This window comes from Paraburkholderia phenoliruptrix, from assembly GCF_019511605.1.
Lineage (GTDB): Bacteria > Pseudomonadota > Gammaproteobacteria > Burkholderiales > Burkholderiaceae > Paraburkholderia > Paraburkholderia phenoliruptrix_A.
Genome location: NZ_JAEUAV010000002.1, coordinates 529215 through 548736, shown reverse-complemented (window position 1 = coordinate 548736; position 19522 = coordinate 529215). Strand labels below are relative to the sequence as shown.

The window sequence follows — 19522 nt, the reverse complement described above, 5'->3', positions numbered from 1 at the left end:
CCCGTTCGCCACTCGCCGCCAGGCCGAAGCCCGCGCTGCCGTCCGACTTGCATGTGTAAGGCATGCCGCCAGCGTTCAATCTGAGCCAGGATCAAACTCTTCAGTTCAAACCTGTTACTGTTTTCGGGCTCTTTCGAACCCGGTCGCTCACTCAACGTACTGACGAATGATCTTTCCATCTTCCGACAGAAAAACCTTCCTTTCATTACTGTGTGAGACTTGATACTTTCGCTTTGCGCCAGACTCCGAAGAACCCGGCTCGCGTCGCGCATCAAGCGCCCACACTTATCGACTGCTAGTTTTTAAAGATCGGTCCGCATACTCCGCAGCGCCTGCTACAACCACCCGGCACTGCTTCGTTCTGCGTTACTGCATCAGCAGCAGAGAAGCGAGATTATGAAGAACTTCCGCCGCACCGTCAACAGGTTTTTGCTACTGCCTGAACCTGCTACCGCCGCTGGAAGCCTTGCCACCACTGGCTTTCCCGCTTCCCGTGCCCCGGCGTCCGGAGCACGAAAGAGCGAGATTCTAGCGAGCCTCGAGACACCTTGCAAGCGTTATTTCGACCAGCGCGAGCCGTGCAGGAATAGCGCGAACGATCCGGCACGGCAACCGGACTACGTCGCTCGAAACCGCGCAATCGAGCTTTTACTCATGACGCGTTCGACCACGCCCAGGTAGTGACTGAGATCCCGCGTTGCGCGATCCGGTTGTTTCGCCTCATCGTCCCATTTCCGCAGACGCAGCGCGTCGTGCGCGTAGGCCTGCTGCAGAAACGCGTCCGCTTCGTCGCGACTGAATACGCCGCCCTGCAGGGCCAGACTGCGCAACGAATCGGCGGAAAGCTGGCGGATATACGTGTCGTCGATGGCACAAAGGCAGCGTTTGGCGTCCACGTGCAGGCGGATTGGCTCCAGTACCGCGTCCGGTAGCACGGCTCGCAGAAACGGCAGCGCAAAGTACTGATGCAGATCGTCGACGCCCCGCTCCGTAGGCGTATCCCCTTTCCGATTGAGCAGATGCCCAAGATCATGCAAAAACGCGGCGACGACGAGTTCGTCACCAGCGCCGGCTTCCTCCGCCAACGCGCCGGTCTGCAATGCATGCTGGAGTTGCGTAACCGGTTCGCCGCTATAAGCAATGTCGCCGTATTGCTCGAACAGGAAGCGGATGTCGCGTATGGTCAATGCCACGCTGGTGCTCCACGGTAATCGAAACGTATCCAGTGGATAACAAGCTTCGTCGCGCGATTGCCGTCGTGATACTCAAAGCTGTCACCGCAAGCCCGCACACATTCGGCCGGCCGCAAGATTCCGCGAGATCCGAAAAGGTTTGCCCGAAGCCGCTCATCGTCGAAAAAGCCGACACTCACCGACAAACGGCAGCACACACCGACAAACGCCGGCAGCAAAACCAGCCGCCCCGCTCAATCGCGCCGCCGCCGCGGCACACGCGCTGCGATCAGAATCAGCGCCGCGAGCGACACCAGCAGCAGTATCAGCGACAACGCGGACGCCGGCAGGTAGTACCCACGCTCCACCTGACCGACGACGACAATCGGCACCGTCGCAAACCCCGGCGGATAAACGGTCAGCGTTGCACCCAGCTCGCCGAGCGACAACGCGAAACCCAGCGCGAGACTAGCGCGAATCGCCGGCACCAATTGCGGCAACACGACCCGGCGCAGCACCATCGACGCAGGCGCGCCAAGGCTCGCCGCTGCTTCGCGCAGCACCGTCAGTTCGGGGCGCAACGCGGCGGCCGCACAGCGGTAACAGAACGGCAGCACCAAGGCGAGCTGCACCAACACCACGATCGCCGCCGAGCTCGACAGATCGACCGGCCGCTTGTGATACGCGATCAGCACCGCGAGCCCGAGCACTACGCTCGGCACGCCATTGGGCATCATCGCGATGGTGTCGACCCACGCGCCGAGGCCGCGCCGGTCCCGTCCTTCGAGCGCAAGCGCCAGCCACAGGCCGAGCATCGTGCCGAGCACCGCGACGCCCATGCCGATTCCGAGGCTCGTCGTCAGCGCGTCGAAGTCGCTCGATGAGAGCCGCTCGAACCAGCGTGTGCTGAAACCGTCAGGCAGAATGGTGCCCGACCAGTGAGCGGCCACGCTCGAGAGCGCAACCACCACCACCGGCAACACGAACAGCCAGAAACACAACAGCGCAACGAGGCCGAGGAACAGACCACCAAGCAACCGCGCGACCGCACTCCGGCGCACCGGCCGCGCTTTCACGTGCATGACCGGCGGCAGCGCATGGTCGAACTCATCGGCCATGACCCGCTCCTCTCAGCGCGCGACCGTTGACCTGGCGATACAGCGCGTACAGCGACAAAGACACGAACAGCATGACGACCGCGCCGGCGGCGGCCGTCGGCAGATCGAGGTCGACGGTGGCCGAACTATAAATGGCGACTGGCAGTGTGATGAGATGCGCACTGCCGAGCACCAGCAGAATCCCGAATTCGTTGAGCGTGAGAAGAAAGCACAGAATGGTCCCCGCCGCGATGCCTGGCCAGGCGAGCGGCAGAATCACTTTGAACGCGACCATCCACATGCTTGCGCCCAGACTGCGGGCCGCTTCGATCAGGCGCATATCGAGCGTGGCAAACGACGCCAATGTAGGCCGCACGACGAACGGCGCATAGAACACCACTTCTGCGAGAATTACGCCGCCCGCGCCGAACAGGAAATCGAGCGGCGCCTGCAGATGAAAAAGCCGCTGCAATGCAATGCTGACCGAGCCTTGCGAGCCGTACAGAAAGATCAGCGTAAAGGCCACCAGGAACGATGGAAACGCGACGAACAGTTCGAGAAAGCGCGTGACGATGCGCGCGCCCGGAAACGGCTTGAAGAACAGCAGCGACGCGAGCGTCACGCCGAGCAGCGATGCGAGCCCCGCGCTCGCCAACATGATCCACAGCGTCGTGCCGATTACGCCGCGAGTCTGCGGATTGCCGAAAAACCCCGCATATGCCTGCAGGCTGACGCCTTGCGGCCCGTTCAAGCTCAGCGCCACGAGCCGCACGAGCGGATAGACCACGAGCGGCCCGAGCACGAACAACGCGATGAACAGCAGATGCCATTGCGCCCTGCGCTCGCGGCGCCTCGCCGCGAGGCGGTGCGAAGCGACGCTCGCGCGGCGGCGAGCATCGTTGTCGTCCGCGGCGGCGGCGGCGGCGGTCAAGGCGGCAACGGCAGCCGGCGCCTCAGGGCTTGATAAGGACGACATCGTCTGCCTCGTAACGCAGGGAAACACGCGCGCCTTTCTCCGGCGTCATGCCGTGACCGCGCTGCGTCGTGACGAGCACCGGTTCGCCGGGCATTGCGTCCAGTTCGACCGACACCGACAACACGGCGCCATACCATTCCACCGAAGCGATCGCGCCGTGCAACTGCCCCTGCCCGAGCGGCACGAGGCGCAGCGCTTCAGGCCGCAGGCACGCGAGGCGCTCACGCTCGCTGTAGCGCACATCGTCCATGCCGAATGCGACGTGCGGCGGCAGCAGGTTCGCCGCGCCGAGATAGCGTGCGACAAACGCGTCGTTAGGCGTGTCATACAACTGCTGCGGCGTGCCGAGTTGCGCGATGCGGCCATCGCGCATCAGCAGCGTACGGTCCGACAGCACCAGTGCATCGTCCTGATCGTGCGTCACGCAAATGATGGTGAGGTTCGGCAGCCGCTCGTGCAGCGCCTTCAGTTCCGAGCGCACTGAGGCGCGCAGATTGGCGTCGAGCGCGGAGAGCGGCTCGTCGAGCAACAACACGTCCGGCTCGATCACGAGCGCGCGCGCGAGGGCGACGCGCTGCTGCATGCCGCCGGAAAGCTGCGCGGGCATCACGTGGCCGGCATCTCCCAACTGCACCAGTTTGAGCGCGTCCGCCACGCGTCGCGCGATTTCCTTTGACGATATGCGGCGCGCGCGCAAGCCGAACGCAACGTTCTCGAACACCGACAGATGCGGAAACAGCGCATAGCTCTGAAACAGCAGGCCAAGGTTGCGCTTGTGCGGCGGCACATGGGTGAGATCATGCCCCGCAACGCTTAGCGTGCCCGACGATTCGTCAGCATTAATGAAACCGGCAATGAACCGCAGCAGCGTGGTCTTGCCGCAGCCGCTGCGGCCTAGCACGGTGAGCAACTCGCCGCGCCGGATCGACAACGACAGATCGTCGAGCACGATACGCGAGCCGAAGCGCACGCTCAGATGGTCAATCTGCACGCCGCCGGGCACAACGGGGCCCGCGGCGTCATCCGCGTCCTGCGATTGCGGCGAGACGCGGAGCGTGCCGCGATGTGCAAGACTTGCAGAGTTCACCCGATTCATCCTCCAGGCAGGATCGATGCGTGCGCAACGAAATAGCGGTTCACGAACGATCGCGACGACGCTGGATACCTCGACTATCCCGTCGACCAAACAGCGAGGAGCAACTTACTTCGGCTTGACGACTTCAATCTGCTTGCCTGAGGAGCCGATCACGTCGTTCTTCCACCGTGCGGTCCAGTTGGCTTTTTTCGCCATGACCTGATTCCAGTCGACCGGAATCAGCTTCACCCCCGCAATCGCCTGCTTGACCGTTTCGCCGTTCTTGCCGGCGAGCGGCACGTCACTGCGGCCCGGAATGCCGAAGATGTCCGGCACCCTGGACTGCACTTGCGTCGACATCAGATAGTCGACCAGCTTTTTGCCCTGCTCCTGGTTCGGACCGTTCTTGATCAGACCAATCGCGTAGGGCAACTGGAACGTGGTCGGCTGGCCGCCAGGCGCCGCAGCGAGAAACACGGGCTTGAGCGACAAACCGCCGTTGGCCGCGTCGTCGAGGTCCATCTGCAAGTCGCCGTTGGCAAACGCTATTTCGTTGCGCGAGAGCAGCACGTCGAGGTAGCCGGTACCCTTGGTGTGGAATCGGGCGCTTTGCTCCAGCTTCTTCAGATAGTCAAAAGCCTTGTCCTCGCCCATCAGCGACGATGTCAGAATGATCACGGCCATGCCGTCGCCCGCCGTCGCCGGATTCGAATAGGCGATCTTGCCGCTGTAGTCCGGATGCAGCAGATCGGCAAATGTTCTAGGTTCGTTTTTCGTAACCTCGGGGTTGATCGCGAACGAGAAGTAGTTGTTCACGAAGGTCGCCCACGCGCCGTCGGGCGCCTTGGCGATTGCCGGGACGTTCTTGTAATTGACGCTTTGATACGCCTGCAGCAGGCCGCTTTGCTCCGCCTGCTGGATGAACGGCGGCAGCGTCACGATGACGTCGGCCTTGGGCTGATCTTTCTCGATGGTCGCGCGGTTCACGACTTCGCCGCTGCCCGCCGTCACGATGTTGACCTTCACACCTTCTTTCTTTTCGAAAGCCGGCAGCACGTCTTTGTAAAGATTTTCGAGGCCGTCGGCGGTGTACAGCACCACGGCATCGGCCGCGTAAGCCTGCATGGCCGCGCCGCCGAAGACCGCGGCGGCGCCGAGCGCCGGCAACAGTTTGCGCGCGAGACCCGTGGTCTGAGCGGAAGTCGTCCTTGTCATGTCGCTTCTCCGAAGGCAAAAAACCTGACGGCCGGGAGGAACCCCGATACCTGTTGTGATGGCATGGCCCGCGGAGCACGACTGCCCAGGCACATGACATTCGCGCTATCTGCCCGGCGCGAATGTGAGTCGCGAGAGAATCACAGGTTTAAGTGACAAGGCTATGACTAGTGGGTCGAACGGGAGAGGCGACACGCGTCGCAAACAGTGGTCGGGGAAGAACGGTGAGCGCAGTGAAGCCTGAACGGCGCCGCCATGCCGCCTGGCTGCGCGTGCCACACGCACCGCCTACACAACTACGATCTCGGGGCCGTGCGCGGTGATCGCTCTCGCGAGCGAGCGCTCGGGCGCCTGCTCGGTTACCAGATAACGCGCCGACTCGATGCCGTTGATACGCACCGGTGTGACGCGCCCGAACTTCGAATGATCCGCGACGATCACCACTGTGTCCGCCGCGGCAATCATGCGGCTGCGCACTTCGGCGGCCATTCGGCTGTAGTCGGTAAGGTAGCCGTCAGGCGAGATTCCGCCTGCGCCAATGAAAGCGAAATCCGCGTGGTACTGCGTGAGTTGATGCACTGTGTCGAGCCCAAAGGTGGCGTCTTCGATATCGGAGAGCTCGCCGCCCAGCAGCGTTACGCGGTTCTCGTTGCGCCGGCCGAGCAGCAGCGCAATGCGCCAGTCGTTCGTATAGATCGACAGTCGGTGCCGATCGAGCAAGGCTCGCGCGACGGCCTGCGTGGTGCTGCCCGAGTCGACGATCAGTGACGCGCCATCCGGAACGAATTCGGCCGCGCGTTCGCCGATTGCGCGCTTCGCACCCGCGTTCGCGGCCTCGCGCGTGTCCAGATCGGGCTCGCGCCGGTCGCTGGAAAGCGCGCCGCCGTGCGTCGTGACGAGCAGGCCGCGCCTGGCCAGCGCGTTCAGATCGCGACGAATGGTCTCGCGCGATACGTTCAGTTCGCGCACCAGCTCAGCCACGGAGAGTGCGCCGTTTTTGGCGACTTGCGCCAGTATGTATTGGTGACGTTGTTCTGCCAGCATTCAGGACGTTTCCTTCGTCATTTGCTATGAGGTGCGTCGAGCGGGTACTCATGCATCAAAACCCGCCCGCAACGGCTGACAGCGCTCATGGCCGACGTTCGCCCGTCGACGGACGGATGCGTCAGCAGATACCGGCAGAATGGCCCGCCGCGGCTATGCGTCTGAATTGGCCAAATGGCAGGACGTTCAAGCGCGCCGTGACGCTGGCGAAGACCTTGCCGCCCACACGCAGCGCATCCAACCGCCTCCGGGCGGCTTTGTCGCCGGAATCATACACGGTGCGGCAGCTCTGCGAGGGCTTCCTCACACGCCACATTGAAAGGCACCGGCGTCTCATGACCAGAATTGCGCCTATTGCACGTTTGCCGCCTCCTTCCGTCACACTTAAGCGCCACGCAGGTTCCACGAGGTCTGCAAACCGGCCGACTCCATATGCTCGCGCAGCGCCTGCGCGAATACCCGAATCTTCGCCGGCTGATGCCGTCGGCTCTGGTACGCAAGATTGATGATGAGCGGCGGCAACTGCCAGTCCTCGAGCAGCGGCACGAGCCGCCCTGCGACGATGTCGTCGCGCACGATGTAAAGCGGCTGGATCAGAATGCCCATGCCCGCACGCGCTGCCGCGCAGATCACCTGCCCTTCGTTCGATTCGAACACGGGCGCGATGCGTACCTCTCGCGACTCGTCGCCTTTGCGCAGATGCAGCACGTACGGATCGGTCGCGAGCGCATACACCAGAAGGTCGTGCGAGGTGAGCGCTTCGGGCGTGTCAGGCCAGCCGCGGCGCGCCACATAAGCCGGCGACGCGGCGAACACGCGGCGCGTCTGCGCGAGCTTCTGCACCATGATCCCAGAATCGCTTTCATGCTCGCGCGTGCGCACCGCAACGTCGATGCCCGCCTCGATGAAGTTCGGATAGCGGTTGGCCGCTTCGATGTGAACGCGCAACTCCGGATTGCGCTCGCGAAACCGCGGCAGCCACGGCGCGATGTGCAGCAACGCAAACGACACCGAGCACGTGACGCGCAACACGCCGCGCGGCCGCGTACTCAATTCGGCCGCCGCGGCATCTGCGTCGGCGGCTTCGGCAATCAGCGCGCTGCAGCGGCGGTGATACTCGCGGCCCGCGTCGGTGAGCCACAGGCGCCGCGTGGTGCGCTCGACCAGCCGCACGCCGAGCCGGTCTTCCAGCTTGCTCAGCATCCGGCTCGCCGCTGCGTTCGACAGGCCGAGCCGCTCGGCCGCGCGTGTCATGCTGCCAAGATCGGCGGTCAACACGAAGAATTCCATCTGTGCGAAGCGATCCATCATCGACCCTTAATTCGAGTGCCGCTTTTTCCGCCGCGCGGAACAATGTTTTCCACGACGATCATATTTCTCGAAGTGCGGCACGATTACAGTACCGGAACATTTGCGGAGGAGACCCATGCTTGATATCAACGAAGACACCATCACCCAGGCCGTGCTCGCGTCCATGGCGCGCTGCAGCGACGAGCGCCTGCGCACCGTCATGACGAGCCTCGTGCAGCATCTGCATGCATTCGCGCGCGACGTGAAGCTCACCGAGGACGAGTGGTTCCATGCCATCCGTTTTCTCACCGAGGTCGGCCATATCACCGACGACCGCCGGCAGGAATTCGTGCTGCTGTCCGACACGCTCGGGCTCTCCATGCTCGTGACGACCCAGAATCACCGCAAGCCAGCCGCGTGCACGGAAGCAACCGTACTCGGCCCATTCTTCGTGCCCGACGCGCCTGAATACGCGCCTGGCGACGACATCGCGAACGGCGCGCTCGGCGCGCCCTGCTTCGTCAGCGGGAGCGTCGTCGGTATCGATGGCGAGCCGGTGGCCGGTGCGCAGCTCGACGTTTGGCAATCGGACGAACACGGCTTCTACGACGTGCAACATGCCCCGGACGCCGCAGGCCGCATCGAGCCGCGAGCGCGCGGCCGTCTGCGCACCGCTGCGGACGGCACGTTTCACTTCCGCTCGATCCTCGCGGAGGCTTATCCGATTCCGCACGACGGCCCGGTCGGCAAGATGCTGGAGGCGCTCGGCCGACATCCGTGGCGGCCCGCGCATCTGCATTTCTGGATTCAGGCCGACGGTTACGAGCCGTTGATCACCCACGTGTTTCGCAACGGCGATCGCTACCTCGACTCCGACGCGGTGTTCGGCGTGCGCTCGTCGCTGGTGGTCGACTGGAAGCGGCACGAAGCGGGCGTCGCCCGCGACGGCACGCCGATGAACGTGCCCTTCTACACGGTCGATTACCGCTTTGTGCTGAACCCGCGAGGAGACAAAGCATGATCCGCCATGTCGTGATGTGGAAGCTGCGCGGCGACTCGCCCGTTGAGCGCGAGGCTGCGCGCCGGCTCGTGAAGACGTCGGTAGAAGCAATGGAAGGCGAGATTCCCGGCATGCTGTCGATCGAACTTGGACTGGATACGAGCGGCGTCGACTATGCATGCGACGCAGTGCTCGTCGCCGACTTCGAATCGCAGAGCGCGCTCGACGGCTATGCGACGCATCCGGCGCATCTGCGCATGAAAGCGGCGCTCGGCGACATTCGCGTCGCGCGTTTCCAGGTCGACTATGAAATCGGGGACACGCGTCATGCACACTCATGAGTTCGTCTACACCGGCCGGGCCGCGCGCGTCGTCTTCGGTGCAGGCAAGCGCGCGACGATCGGCGACGAAGTGCGTCTGCTCGGCGCCCGCCGCGCACTCGTTATATGCGGTCTGGAGCAGCGAGCCCTGGGCGAATCGTTGTCGGCAGCGCTCGAAGGCGCGAGCGCAGGCCTGTTCGATCGGGCCGCGATGCACGTACCGGCCACGCTGGCTCGCGAGGCGCGCGAACTTGCCGGGCAACTGCGCGCCGATTGCCTGATCGCAGCCGGCGGCGGGTCCGCCATTGGCCTTGCGAAAGCTGTCGCCTTGACCAGCGGATTGCCGGTGATCGCCGTACCGAGCACTTACGCAGGCAGCGAAATGACGCCGATCTACGGCATCACCGAGGGGGGCCTCAAGCGCACGGGCAGCGACTTGCGCGTGCTGCCCCGAACCGTCGTCTACGATCCCGAGCTGACGCTGAGTCTGCCCACCGCGCTGTCGCTGACGAGCGGCATCAATGCAATCGCGCATGCCGCCGAAGGCTTGTATGCACGCGATGCGAATCCGGTGACGAGCCTGTTCGCGCACGAGGGCATTACTGCCCTCGCCCGCAGTCTGCCGACGCTCGCGCGCGAGCCGTCGAACCTCGACGCGCGTGCCGATGCGTTGTACGGCGCGTGGCTGTGCGGGTCGGTACTCGGCTCTGTCGGAATGGCGCTGCATCACAAGCTCTGTCATACGCTCGGCGGCAGTTTCGATCTGCCGCATGCGCCCACCCACACGGTCGTGCTCCCCCACGCGCTTGCGTACAACGCGAGCGCTGCGCCGCAGGCGATGGCGCGGATTGCCGACGCGCTGGGTTGCGACGATGCGCCCGCGGGCATCCATGCACTCGCGCGCGAGCTCGGGGTGCCGGTGTCGCTCGCCGCACTCGGCATGCGCGAGGCCGACCTCGACCGCGCCGCCGACCTCGCTTGCCAGAACGCGTACTGGAATCCGCGCCCGCTCGAACGTGCGCCCATTCGCGCGCTGCTGCAACGGGCGTTCGACGGAGCGCCGCCCGCGCTGTCCTGATGTTTCACTGTCCACCTATAAGACAACTTCGACGATGAATACGCTCTCCATGCATCCCGCCAGACTGCGCATTGCCTGTACGCTGATGGCGGCGCTCTTTCTGATTTCCGGCATCCGCAAACTGCTCACGTGGTCGGCGACAGTCGGCTATTTCACGAAACTCGGCCTGCCGATGGCCGAAGCGATCGTGCCGCTCGTCATACTGCTCGAGATCGGCGGCTCGCTGGCTCTCATCTTTGGCTGGCGCGTGCGCGAAGTCGCGGCGATTCTCGCCGTCTATACGCTGATGACCGCGTTCGTCGCGCATCGCTTCTGGGACGCCGATCCGGCGCAGTTCAATCCGCAACTGAACAACTTCTTCAAGAACATCGCGATGGTCGGCGGATTTCTACTGCTGATCGGGCCGCGGTCGCGCAGCGAGTGATTGCTCAGCACGCGCGCTTGTCATGTTCAGTAGGCTAACGGCCAATTGACCTTAGAGCGCGGCGCCGGTCGATCCGGCGCCGCGCTGCGAAATGCAAACCGCGTTTGAACCTCCTTTAAACCGCGTTCAATCCGCCTTCAAACCGCGGCGAATGCCGCCTTGACCCGCTGCGGCGTCATCGGCAGATCGCGCACGCGGCCGCCTGTCGCCGCCGCGACTGCATTTGCCAGCGCCGCCGCAGCCGGGCCCACCGAGAACTCCCCCGCACCTAGCGACGGCATCTCCGGCCTGTCGATCAGCACAATGTCGACAGGCGGAACGTCTTCGAACGTGAAGATTGGATAGTCGGCCCAGCCGCGCGTCGTGATTTCGCGGCGGTCGAAACTCACGCGCTCCTTGAGCGACCAGCTGAGCGCCTGCAGCACGCCACCTTCAATCTGGTTTCTCGCGCCGTCCGGATTGATGACGCGACCGAGATCGGCCGCAATCGTGACGCGTTCGATTCTGACCGCGCCGCTCTCGCGTTCCACATCCACGTCCACCACCACCGCCGCATACGCCTGAATGCTCTTGTAGCGCGAATACGCGAGACCGCGCCCGCGTCCCGGCGGCAACTTTTCGTCCGCGCGCCAGTTCGCTTTCGCGAGCGCAGCATTCAGCACGGCCAGCGCACGCGGATCGCTCAGGTGAGCGCGGCGGAACGCGGCTGGATCAGCGTTAGCGGCGCTCGCAAGTTCGTCCATGAACGACTCGATCGCGAAAATGTTGCCGAACGCGCCGAGCGTGCGCAGCGAACTCGTGCGGATGGGCGAATCGAGCAGCAGATGATTGACCACGCGTTGCCGCGGCAACGCATACACCGACACCGCGTTGCGATCACCGTTGCCGTACGGCTGAGGAATGCGCAGGAACGGGGATGGGGTGAATGGCTTTTGCAGATGCCACGCTGCGAGCAGATTGATGCCGCCGGGCTGCCCCGGCCGCGCCGCGTGCGTGTTGCTCCACACTTCGTACTGCCAGTCGGCGATGCGGCCCTGCGGCGAGAGCGCGGCCCGGATGCGCATGGACATGGCAGGACTGATCGGCGCCCACGCAAATTCGTCGTCGCGCATCCATTGCAGCTTCACGGGCCGGCCCGCGACTGCACGGGCGAGCAGCGCCACGTCGAGTGCTACGTCGTCCGCGCCGTTATGGCCGTAACAACCCGAGCCCGGTACGTGCACGACATCGACCGAGTCGACTGGCATGCCGAGCACCGTCGCAAGATCGGCGCGCAGCGGGTAAGCCCCCTGCGTGTGCGACCACACGGTCATATGCGCACCTGTGAACCATGCAAGCGCACACGAAGGTCCAATCGAAGCCTGCGACAGATACGGCCGCGAATAGTCCGCTTCGATCCAGCGGACGTCCGCCGGCACCGGTACGTCCTGACCGGTTGCCGCTGCAACCGTGTCCTCGCTGCGCCAACTGCGCAGCGCGGCCGGCAATGCGTCGACATCGGGAAGATCGGCGTGCGCGTCGTTCCAGCGGGCAGCGTTCGCGAGCACCGCGCGCGCGGCGATCGCCTGTTCTTCGCGTTCGGCAGCGAGCGCGAGGAAATCGCCGTCGCGGACCACTGCGACGACGCCCGGCATGGCCCGCGCCTTCTCCAGATCCACGGCGATCAGATTCGCTCCCGCACGAGGCGGGCGCACCACGCGCCCGAACAGCATGCCGGGCAGGCGCATGTCCTGCACGAACGCGGCGCCGCCGGTGAACTTCGCAGGCAGATCGATGCGCGGGATCGAATGGCCAATCAACCTGTAGTCGGCGGGCCGCTTGACGGGCGCATCGGCCGTTACCTCGCGATCCAGCAGCGAGCGCTCGCCGCGCACGAGATCGGCGTAGGGCACGCTGCGGCCATCGGGCGCGTGGACCACGCCGCCGCGTACGCTCAGGACATCGGCGGCGACGCCCAGTTGCCGCGCCGCCGCGCCGACCAGCACCGCGCGCGCCTGCGCACTCGCAGCCTGCAGAGCAGCGCCGCTTTGCTCGACCGACTGGCTGCCGTATGTGTAGCCCTCGTTCGGACTGCGGGACGTGTCGGCGGAGACGATCGTCACGCTCGAAAAATCGACGTCCAGTTGCTCCGCGGCGATTTGCGTGAGCGCGGTCAGGATGCCCTGCCCAAGTTCGGCCTTGCCTGTGAACACGGTCACGCGGCCCCGCTCGTCCACGCGTATCCAGCCGGTCAACCGCGGGTTCGCGCGAAAGCTGACCGGCGCAGACGTCTGCGCGGGGCAAGCGAACGGCGCGAGCGAAAACAGCGCCACCAGCGCGCCCGCCTGTTTGCCGAAGCGGCGGCGCGACGCGGAAAAGCCTGGCGATCGTATCTCGAAGGCGTTCATGCGCGCATTGCCTCCGCGGCCCGCAACACGGCGCGCACAATCCGGTTGTGCGCGCCGCAACGGCACTTCTGTCCCGCAAGCGCGCTACGCACGGCCTGCTCGTCGGGGTGCGGATTCGCGTCCAGCAACGCCTTGGCCGCCATCAGCATGCCGCTCGAACAGTAGCCGCACTGTGCCGCCTGTTCGTCGATGAAGGCCTGCTGCAACGGATGCAATTGCCCGGACGTGCCGAGCCCCTCGACGGTCGTCACGGCCTGGCCGCGCACCGCGCCGACCGGGAACACGCAGGAACGCACCGGCGTCTTGCCGAGCATCACCGTGCACGCCCCGCATTGCGCCTGTCCGCAGCCGAACCTGACGCCATTCAGCGCAAGGTCGTTGCGCAGCACGTACAGCAGCGGCGTGTCGGGCGACGCGGGAACCGTGCGCCGTTGCCGATTCACCAGCAGCGAAATCGTCATCGGAATACTCCAGTGGGAAAGAAAGAAGTACGACGGCGAGGCGAGCGGCGCAGGCGCGCTCAGACTGCTTCCGTCGAAGGCTTGCGCGTCAGCATGAGGCGGCGGTCACGCGACATTGCGTACAACATGAGGGACGACAGCAAAGCCGGAATCGCCGCCGCGCAGAACAGTTGCTGCGCGCTCCAGTGCAGTTGCATCAGCGCGCCGGCAACCAGCGGTCCGACAATCGAACCGGCACGGCCGATGCCTAGCGTCCAACCCACGCCGGTCGCGCGCAGCGTGACCGGATAAAGCGCCGCCGAGAGCGCGTTGTTTGCCGGCTGCCCGCCGACAATCGCAAAGCCGCTCGCTGCGACGACCGCCAGCAGCATCGCCAGTGAAACCGCAGCGACGTGGCTGATGGACAGGATAGTGAGCGTCGCGATCAGACAGGCAGGCACGAGCACGCGAAAAAAACCCCAACGGTCGATCAGCGGTCCCATGGCGAGCGTGCCGATCACGCCGCCTATCTGCAGCGTCGTACCGATAATGGCCGCATCGGCGACGCCGTAGCCGAAGTCCGTCGCAATGGTCGGCAGCCAGTTCGCGAGAAAGAACAGGTTCAGCAGGTTCATGAAGTTGACGCCCCACGCGAGCAGCGTGACCCGCGCGCGACCGTCGGCAAACAGCGCCGCGACCGGACTTCCGTCATGCGTGCGCAGCGGTGCGACAAAGCGCGCGGACGCAGCGACGTGTACGGAAGGCGCGACGCGTTGCAACAGCGCGGCGATGCGTTCGGCCTGCGCGCCGCGCGCAATCAGAAACTGCATCGACTCGGGCAGCGCGAACGCCATCGCCGCGGCGATCAGCAGCGGCACCGCGCCGCCGAGCGCAAACACCGCGCGCCAGCCGGCAAGCGGAATCAACACCGCCGACACGACGCCGCCGAACGCCGCGCCTAACGTGAAGCCGCACGACACCCACATGGTGAGCGTTGCGCGTTTGCGGGCCGGGCTGTACTCGCTCACGAGCGCGACCGCATTGCCCATGATGCCGCCAAGGCCGCAGCCGGTCACGAAACGCAGCGCAAGCAATTGCGCGAGCGAGCCGGCGAACGCGGTTGCAATCATCATCGCGCCGACGAATGCGGTGCAGCCAAGCAGCACCGGACGACGGCCGATCCGGTCGGCGAGCGGCCCCATCGACAGCGCGCCGATCAGCATGCCGACGAGACTCGCGCCGAACACCGGCCCCATCGCCGCGCGCGACACGTGCCACGATGCAATCAGCGCGGGGGCGACGAAGCCCATCGACTGCACGTCGAATCCGTCGACCACCACGCACAGCGCGATCAAAACCATCAACCGCTTCTGGAAGGCGCCGACCGGCTGCGCGTCGATGGTGGCGGCGACGTCGATTGCATGCGACTGTTGCTCGCGCATGTTCATGCGAGACCGAACAGACGGCGCGCGTTGTCCCGGCCGATCTTGCGCCGGTCGTTCTCGCTGATTTCGCAGCGGTCGAACCAGCGCGCCGCGTCCTCGTGCTTTTCAAACGGATAGTCGACCGAGTACATGATGCGGTCGCTGCCGACTTCGAGCATCGTCGAAAGCAGTGTCGGTGTGCGGAAATTGCCGCTTGTCGTGATGTACACGTTCTCGCGCAGGTAATCGCCGATCTCGCGTTCGCACGGCATGCCGCGGCGGCCCTTGCGCAGGATGTGGTCGATGCGCCAGACGTTGGACGGAATGCCCTCGCCGAAATGGCCGAGGATCATCTGCAACTGCGGATGGCGATCGAAGAGCCCGCTCGACAGCAGACGCAGCGCATGCATGCTGGTTTCCGCGGCAAACGCCCACGTCGGGCCGGTCAGCCAATGCGCGCCGTCGAATACCTTTGCGTGCGTCAGCAGCGGATCGCGCGGATGCATGTAGAACGGCTTGTTCAACGCGGCAGCGCGCGCCCAGAATCCTTCGAAGCGCGGGTCGTCGTAGTAGACGACGGTGTCTGCGTCGCCAACCTGCGAAAAGCCGTTCACCAGAAAGCCGTGAAATCCCAGTTCGTTCACGCAGCGCTCCAGCTCGCGCGCGGCGAGTTCGGGATCCTGCATCGGCAAGGCGGCGAAGCCGCCGAAGCGCTTCGGATGGCGGCTGATCTGTTCGGCAAGCACGTCATTGGCGCGGCGTGCCACGTCATAGGCGCGGCCGGCATCGGGAATCGCCTGCACGGCCGGCGAATTCAGCGACAGAATCGAATACGCGGTGCCCCACTCTTCCATCTGCTCGAGGCGCTGCTGCTCGAAGTCGAGCAGATTCGCGCGCAGCGTCGTCCACACTTGCGCACGCGCATATACCTGTGAATCGCCGATGGTCTGGTCGATGGCGAAGTGTTCTTCCAGCGCAATCTTGTCTTTCATAGCATGGCTCTCACGGAAATTTACTTGAAAAATCATCTAAATTTCCGGCCAGTATATATTTGATTTTTCAACTATGAATCAGGGAATACCCGCGTGACGCTCGGCTCCACCACTGTCGTTAAGTCCGGAGTAAACGCGACAAATAGCCGAGTTTGGCCGTCCCGTAGCCGATGGTATATACTTGCAACTTCAACTATTACGCCGCGGTATGAATATGAAGAGGCCGAACCCGCCGCTCATCGAGCACGACCTGGAACGCGCAATTCCCTACCTCGTCGCGCGTGCGGGCAGTCGTATGGGCGGTTCGTTTTCAAAAGTGCTGCGCCACTATGGCCTGTCGCTGAGCGAATGGCGCGTGTGCGCGTCGCTCGGGCACCGCCCGCATCAGCGCCTGTCGGAACTGGTAGACCGTGCCTGCGTGGACATGTCCGCTCTGTCGCGGATCGTCGATCGACTCATCGCGCAGGGTCTGGTGCTGCGCGAGAAAAGTTCGTCGGACGGGCGCGCCGTGCAGCTATCGCTCACCGCCGAGGGCGCGAAACTCACGCGCAAGATCGTGCCGCTCGCGAAGCACTTCGAAGTGACTGCGTTGAACTGCTTTAGTCAGGTGGAAATCGACTTTCTGCGGGATCTACTGGAGCGCCTGTACGCGAACGCCGAATCGCTCGAGCATTTCACTGAGGTTCCAATGGAAACGGCTGCGGACTCGAACCGTTAACCGCCTGTTGCGAGCGAACGCTGCTGCGTCCCTGGTTGACGTCTTCCGACGCAGCGTTCCGTGCGACCTGCCGGTATGCCTTCGGCGAATGTCCGGTCATGCGCTTGAAGGCGTGACTGAAAGCACTTTCCGACGAATAGCCAAGCGACTGGGCCACCACGGCGACCGGCGCGTTTTCCTCGCGCAAGCGGCGTTGCGCCAGACGCATGCGCCATTCGGCGAGATAAGCGAGTGGCGCGACACCGGCGCTCGCCCTGAAGTGCGAAGCGAACGTGGTCCGTGACATTGCGCAGGCGCTGGCAAGTTCGTCCAGATGCCATGAGCGTGCCGGATCGCCGTGCATGAGGCGCAGCGCGGGCGCAATGCGCGGGTTGCCCAACGCGCGCAGCCAACCTGTCATGGGACTGGATGTTTGCAGGTGAGCGCGCAGTATCTGAATGAAGAGTAGCTGCGACAGCTGGGCCGACACGAGTTGCGCGCCAGGCAAATCGGCCGCGCGCTCCTCCACAAGTTGCTCGAGAAGCCACCGGAACTTTGCTGCCTGCGGCGATGTGGCCGGTACGTGAATCCACGGCGGCAGAACGCCTGACAGCAAGCTGCCGCTGGCCGGATCGAGCAGCACGTGTCCGCCGATCTGTGCGAAGTCATCGCCGTTGCCCAGTGTGACCGTGGACCTCCCTGCGCCCGAGAACAACGCCATTGCGTCGACGGGCACAACAGAAGGATCGCTCGCGAGCACAAAGGACCGTTTCGCCGTCAGAAGACCTACATCACCGCTTCCAAAACAGAAGGGTTCGTCGTTGCCGTCTATAGAAACCCAGCATGTGCCTTTCACCACGGCAAAGAATTTGATCTTGTCCGGTGCCGGAAAACGGATGGCCCACGCGCCGCCGGCCGAGAAGCCGCCCGTCGCCAGCGATTCGGCATTTGTGAATTTGAGGATGTCGGAGAAGGGATCGCCACTCATGATCGTACGGTCGCGCAAGTAAATCGCACTATAGAGCATTAACAATCCGCAGGTCGGGTCTTAATCTTCCGGTTCTTCGTCCGGGACATTCACGACATGAACAGCAATAGCAAAGACGTATCCGTTCTCGTCACCGGCGGTACGGGCTTCATTGCACAACACTGCATCCTCGCGCTGCTGGATCGCGGGTATCGCGTGCGAACCACCGTCCGCTCGCTGACGCGGCAAACGCAGGTGCGCGAACAACTCAACGCAGGTGGAGTCGAGCCGGCGGATCGTCTGTCGTTTGTTGCAGCCGACCTCGCTTCCGACGAAGGCTGGCAAGAAGCAGTTGCCGGCTGCGCCTACGTCATGCATGGAGCGTCGCCGACGCCCACCGGAACGCAGACGAGCGAAGACGACTGGATCAGGCCCGCGGTGCAAGGCAATCTGCGCGTGCTGCGCGCCGCACGCGACGCGGGCGTGCAGCGCGTGGTTCTGACCTCCGCTTTCGGTGCGATCTGCGCTGGGCACGGGCCAATGAAGCGGCCCTTCAACGAGAGCGACTGGAGCGACCTGACGAAACCCGATGTGTGGCCTTATCAGAAGTCGAAGACCTTGGCGGAACGCGCGGCCTGGGACTTCGTCGCGCGGGAAGGACGGGGTTTGCAACTGTCTGCAATCAACCCTGTCACGGTTGTTGGACCTGTGCTCGGCGCGGACTATTCACACTCCATTCGCCTGATCAGAGGCATGCTGAACGGCCAGCCCGGCAATCCGCGGATCAACTCGGGCTTCGTCGACGTGCGGGATCTGGCCGATCTGCATGTGCGCGCCATGACCCACGAAGCCGCTAGCGGTGAGCGCTTCATTGCCATTGCTGGCGAAAGCATGTGGCTCGCCGACGTCGCTCAGCTTCTGAAAGCACGCATGGGGCATGCCGCACGCCATGTATCCACGCGCGTGCTGCCCAACTGGCTGGTGCGCCTCGGCGCCCTCAGGGATCCAGCGTTGCGAGGGTCCCTGCCGCTGCTCGGCCTGAATCTGAACGCCACCAGCCAGAAGGCCATCGACCTGCTTGGCTGGTCGCCGCGCCCGCGTGAGGAAGCTATCGTTGCCACGGCTGAAAGCCTCGTGCGGCTGGGGCTCCTGCGCGATACAAACTAACGATCCCACGCACACAACCGCTATTCGCTGGTACCTTTGTGCCGGTTGGACGACATGCGGCCCTACGCCCGGCAAGGTCCTCCAAGCTTTTGCTTACGGTTGCCACTCAGCGGCTGCCACTCAACGGTTGCCACTGAGCGGTTGCCACCTTTTACGCACGGAGATTTCATGTCTGAAACCACAAGCGCCCGTCTCGCGACTCTCGGGCTGGTTCTTCCTGAGCCCATCGCGCCGCTCGGCTCATATCGCACCGTATCCATCATCGGCAACCAGGCGCACGTTTCCGGCCTTGGGCCCTTCGAGAACGGCGCGCCTGTCACAGGCGTCGTCGGCGAAGATATGAGCCTTGAACGCGCTCAACATTGCGCGAGGCTGACGATGCTGATGATTCTCGCTTGCCTCGACGAACAGTGCGGACTCGATCGCGTCAGGCGCTGCGCGCGGTTGACTGTCTACGTGCGTGCATCGGCGTCGTTCACCCAGCATCCAAAGGTAGCGAATGGCGCGAGCGACCTGCTGCTGGACCTGTTCGGCGCGGACCTGTTGCCGGCCCGCAGCGCCATCGGCGTGCACACGCTGCCCATGGGCATTCCGGTAGAAATCGACAGCGTGTTCGAGTTGCACGGCGATGCAGCCCGTTGATAGCTCGTCTCATCATGCGCCAGGCGTTGCGCCAGCCAGAATCATGACGATGGAATGCATATGCATGTGCGGGTCGCCAGCGCACGCATCGCATCGGCACAATCGGTTCGCTCAC

Annotated in this window: 19 protein-coding genes and 1 rRNA gene; 7 read left to right on the top strand and 13 right to left on the bottom strand. The window is 64.2% G+C overall.

The features are described from left to right. The 8 genes from JNB89_RS06160 to JNB89_RS06125 form a co-directional block, all read right to left on the bottom strand. Positions 1-107: ribosomal RNA gene (locus JNB89_RS06160) — 16S ribosomal RNA — on the bottom strand; the annotation flags it as partial. 510 nt (positions 108-617) lie between these two features. Beyond that, positions 618-1193, bottom strand: coding sequence for a phosphonate degradation HD-domain oxygenase (locus JNB89_RS06155; protein WP_220361633.1), 576 nt, complete (start codon positions 1191-1193; stop codon positions 618-620). Between the two features lie 233 nt (positions 1194-1426). Then, a complete protein-coding gene (phnV, locus tag JNB89_RS06150) occupies positions 1427-2290 on the bottom strand; it encodes a 2-aminoethylphosphonate ABC transport system, membrane component PhnV (protein WP_220361632.1) in 864 nt (287 codons plus the stop codon). Continuing rightward, the gene (locus tag JNB89_RS06145) at positions 2280-3245 is read right to left on the bottom strand and encodes a 2-aminoethylphosphonate ABC transporter permease subunit (protein ID WP_220361631.1); all 966 of its coding nucleotides are present in this window, start codon (positions 3243-3245) and stop codon (positions 2280-2282) included. Before JNB89_RS06145 ends, phnV begins: the two co-directional genes overlap by 11 nt. Beyond that, a complete protein-coding gene (phnT, locus tag JNB89_RS06140; RefSeq protein WP_220361630.1) occupies positions 3223-4332 on the bottom strand; it encodes a 2-aminoethylphosphonate ABC transport system ATP-binding subunit PhnT in 1110 nt (369 codons plus the stop codon). Before phnT ends, JNB89_RS06145 begins: the two co-directional genes overlap by 23 nt. A gap of 114 nt (positions 4333-4446) precedes the next feature. Further along, positions 4447-5535, bottom strand: a complete 1089-nt coding sequence (gene phnS, locus JNB89_RS06135; RefSeq protein ID WP_220361629.1) for a 2-aminoethylphosphonate ABC transporter substrate-binding protein — start codon at positions 5533-5535, stop codon at positions 4447-4449. Positions 5536-5823: 288 nt separating this feature from the next. Then, positions 5824-6579 (bottom strand): DeoR/GlpR family DNA-binding transcription regulator, encoded by a 756-nt coding sequence (locus JNB89_RS06130; protein WP_220361628.1) that lies wholly within the window; start codon positions 6577-6579, stop codon positions 5824-5826. A 384-nt stretch (positions 6580-6963) separates the two neighbouring features. Then, on the bottom strand, positions 6964-7887 hold the full coding sequence (locus tag JNB89_RS06125) for a LysR family transcriptional regulator (RefSeq protein ID WP_220361662.1): 924 nt from the start codon (positions 7885-7887) through the stop codon (positions 6964-6966). 118 nt (positions 7888-8005) lie between these two features. Here JNB89_RS06125 and JNB89_RS06120 point away from each other — a divergent pair, with 118 nt between their 5' ends. Genes JNB89_RS06120 through JNB89_RS06105 form a run of 4 tightly spaced genes read left to right on the top strand, consistent with a single transcriptional unit; the run spans position 8006 to position 10691 of the window. Continuing rightward, positions 8006-8890 (top strand): intradiol ring-cleavage dioxygenase, encoded by an 885-nt coding sequence (locus tag JNB89_RS06120; protein WP_220361627.1) that lies wholly within the window; start codon positions 8006-8008, stop codon positions 8888-8890. Next, the gene (locus JNB89_RS06115; protein ID WP_220361626.1) at positions 8887-9210 is read left to right on the top strand and encodes a Dabb family protein; all 324 of its coding nucleotides are present in this window, start codon (positions 8887-8889) and stop codon (positions 9208-9210) included. Before JNB89_RS06120 ends, JNB89_RS06115 begins: the two co-directional genes overlap by 4 nt. Next, positions 9197-10267: a maleylacetate reductase gene (locus JNB89_RS06110; RefSeq protein ID WP_220361625.1), complete on the top strand. Its 1071-nt coding sequence runs from the start codon at positions 9197-9199 to the stop codon at positions 10265-10267. The genes JNB89_RS06115 and JNB89_RS06110 overlap by 14 nt, the downstream gene beginning before the upstream one ends. Positions 10268-10301: 34 nt before the next feature. Next, positions 10302-10691 (top strand): DoxX family protein, encoded by a 390-nt coding sequence (locus tag JNB89_RS06105; protein WP_135895791.1) that lies wholly within the window; start codon positions 10302-10304, stop codon positions 10689-10691. A gap of 137 nt (positions 10692-10828) precedes the next feature. Here the strand turns inward: JNB89_RS06105 and JNB89_RS06100 are convergent, their stop codons facing one another. The 4 genes from JNB89_RS06100 to JNB89_RS06085 are packed head-to-tail and all read right to left on the bottom strand — an operon-like array spanning position 10829 to position 15934. Beyond that, the gene (locus JNB89_RS06100) at positions 10829-13078 is read right to left on the bottom strand and encodes a xanthine dehydrogenase family protein molybdopterin-binding subunit (RefSeq protein WP_220361624.1); all 2250 of its coding nucleotides are present in this window, start codon (positions 13076-13078) and stop codon (positions 10829-10831) included. Beyond that, positions 13075-13539: a (2Fe-2S)-binding protein gene (locus JNB89_RS06095; protein WP_135895789.1), complete on the bottom strand. Its 465-nt coding sequence runs from the start codon at positions 13537-13539 to the stop codon at positions 13075-13077. Before JNB89_RS06095 ends, JNB89_RS06100 begins: the two co-directional genes overlap by 4 nt. Positions 13540-13598: 59 nt before the next feature. Beyond that, positions 13599-14966 carry an MFS transporter gene (locus tag JNB89_RS06090; protein ID WP_220361623.1) on the bottom strand — a complete coding sequence of 456 codons (1368 nt, stop codon included), beginning with the start codon at positions 14964-14966 and terminating at the stop codon, positions 13599-13601. After that, positions 14963-15934, bottom strand: coding sequence for an amidohydrolase family protein (locus tag JNB89_RS06085; protein ID WP_220361622.1), 972 nt, complete (start codon positions 15932-15934; stop codon positions 14963-14965). The genes JNB89_RS06090 and JNB89_RS06085 overlap by 4 nt, the downstream gene beginning before the upstream one ends. A 208-nt stretch (positions 15935-16142) precedes the next feature. Here JNB89_RS06085 and JNB89_RS06080 point away from each other — a divergent pair, with 208 nt between their 5' ends. Then, positions 16143-16652 carry a MarR family winged helix-turn-helix transcriptional regulator gene (locus JNB89_RS06080; RefSeq protein ID WP_041729354.1) on the top strand — a complete coding sequence of 170 codons (510 nt, stop codon included), beginning with the start codon at positions 16143-16145 and terminating at the stop codon, positions 16650-16652. On the opposite strand, the gene JNB89_RS06075 is transcribed toward JNB89_RS06080, so the two are convergent. Continuing rightward, positions 16609-17658 carry an AraC family transcriptional regulator gene (locus JNB89_RS06075; protein ID WP_220361621.1) on the bottom strand — a complete coding sequence of 350 codons (1050 nt, stop codon included), beginning with the start codon at positions 17656-17658 and terminating at the stop codon, positions 16609-16611. The genes JNB89_RS06080 and JNB89_RS06075 overlap by 44 nt on opposite strands. A 57-nt stretch (positions 17659-17715) precedes the next feature. Here JNB89_RS06075 and JNB89_RS06070 point away from each other — a divergent pair, with 57 nt between their 5' ends. Next, positions 17716-18765 (top strand): SDR family oxidoreductase, encoded by a 1050-nt coding sequence (locus JNB89_RS06070; protein WP_220361620.1) that lies wholly within the window; start codon positions 17716-17718, stop codon positions 18763-18765. Positions 18766-18933: 168 nt separating this feature from the next. Further along, complete coding sequence (locus JNB89_RS06065) at positions 18934-19407, top strand: RidA family protein (protein WP_220361619.1); 474 nt, start codon at positions 18934-18936, stop codon at positions 19405-19407. Positions 19408-19522: the final 115 nt, after the last annotated feature.

What these genes read in the sequence shown, in the direction of transcription:
- phnS (WP_220361629.1), bottom strand. Translation starts at nt 5,535, where the DNA reads ATGACAAGGACGACTTCCGCTCAGACCACGGGTCTCGCGCGCAAACTG.
- JNB89_RS06130 (WP_220361628.1), bottom strand. Translation starts at nt 6,579, where the DNA reads ATGCTGGCAGAACAACGTCACCAATACATACTGGCGCAAGTCGCCAAA.
- JNB89_RS06115 (WP_220361626.1), top strand. Translation starts at nt 8,887, where the DNA reads ATGATCCGCCATGTCGTGATGTGGAAGCTGCGCGGCGACTCGCCCGTT.
- JNB89_RS06100 (WP_220361624.1), bottom strand. Translation starts at nt 13,078, where the DNA reads ATGAACGCCTTCGAGATACGATCGCCAGGCTTTTCCGCGTCGCGCCGC.
- JNB89_RS06075 (WP_220361621.1), bottom strand. Translation starts at nt 17,658, where the DNA reads ATGCTCTATAGTGCGATTTACTTGCGCGACCGTACGATCATGAGTGGC.
- JNB89_RS06070 (WP_220361620.1), top strand. Translation starts at nt 17,716, where the DNA reads ATGAACAGCAATAGCAAAGACGTATCCGTTCTCGTCACCGGCGGTACG.
- JNB89_RS06145 (WP_220361631.1), bottom strand. Translation starts at nt 3,245, where the DNA reads ATGTCGTCCTTATCAAGCCCTGAGGCGCCGGCTGCCGTTGCCGCCTTG.
- JNB89_RS06095 (WP_135895789.1), bottom strand. Translation starts at nt 13,539, where the DNA reads ATGACGATTTCGCTGCTGGTGAATCGGCAACGGCGCACGGTTCCCGCG.
- JNB89_RS06125 (WP_220361662.1), bottom strand. Translation starts at nt 7,887, where the DNA reads ATGGATCGCTTCGCACAGATGGAATTCTTCGTGTTGACCGCCGATCTT.
- JNB89_RS06085 (WP_220361622.1), bottom strand. Translation starts at nt 15,934, where the DNA reads ATGAAAGACAAGATTGCGCTGGAAGAACACTTCGCCATCGACCAGACC.
- phnV (WP_220361632.1), bottom strand. Translation starts at nt 2,290, where the DNA reads ATGGCCGATGAGTTCGACCATGCGCTGCCGCCGGTCATGCACGTGAAA.
- JNB89_RS06080 (WP_041729354.1), top strand. Translation starts at nt 16,143, where the DNA reads ATGAATATGAAGAGGCCGAACCCGCCGCTCATCGAGCACGACCTGGAA.
- JNB89_RS06110 (WP_220361625.1), top strand. Translation starts at nt 9,197, where the DNA reads ATGCACACTCATGAGTTCGTCTACACCGGCCGGGCCGCGCGCGTCGTC.
- JNB89_RS06065 (WP_220361619.1), top strand. Translation starts at nt 18,934, where the DNA reads ATGTCTGAAACCACAAGCGCCCGTCTCGCGACTCTCGGGCTGGTTCTT.
- JNB89_RS06120 (WP_220361627.1), top strand. Translation starts at nt 8,006, where the DNA reads ATGCTTGATATCAACGAAGACACCATCACCCAGGCCGTGCTCGCGTCC.
- JNB89_RS06090 (WP_220361623.1), bottom strand. Translation starts at nt 14,966, where the DNA reads ATGAACATGCGCGAGCAACAGTCGCATGCAATCGACGTCGCCGCCACC.
- JNB89_RS06105 (WP_135895791.1), top strand. Translation starts at nt 10,302, where the DNA reads ATGAATACGCTCTCCATGCATCCCGCCAGACTGCGCATTGCCTGTACG.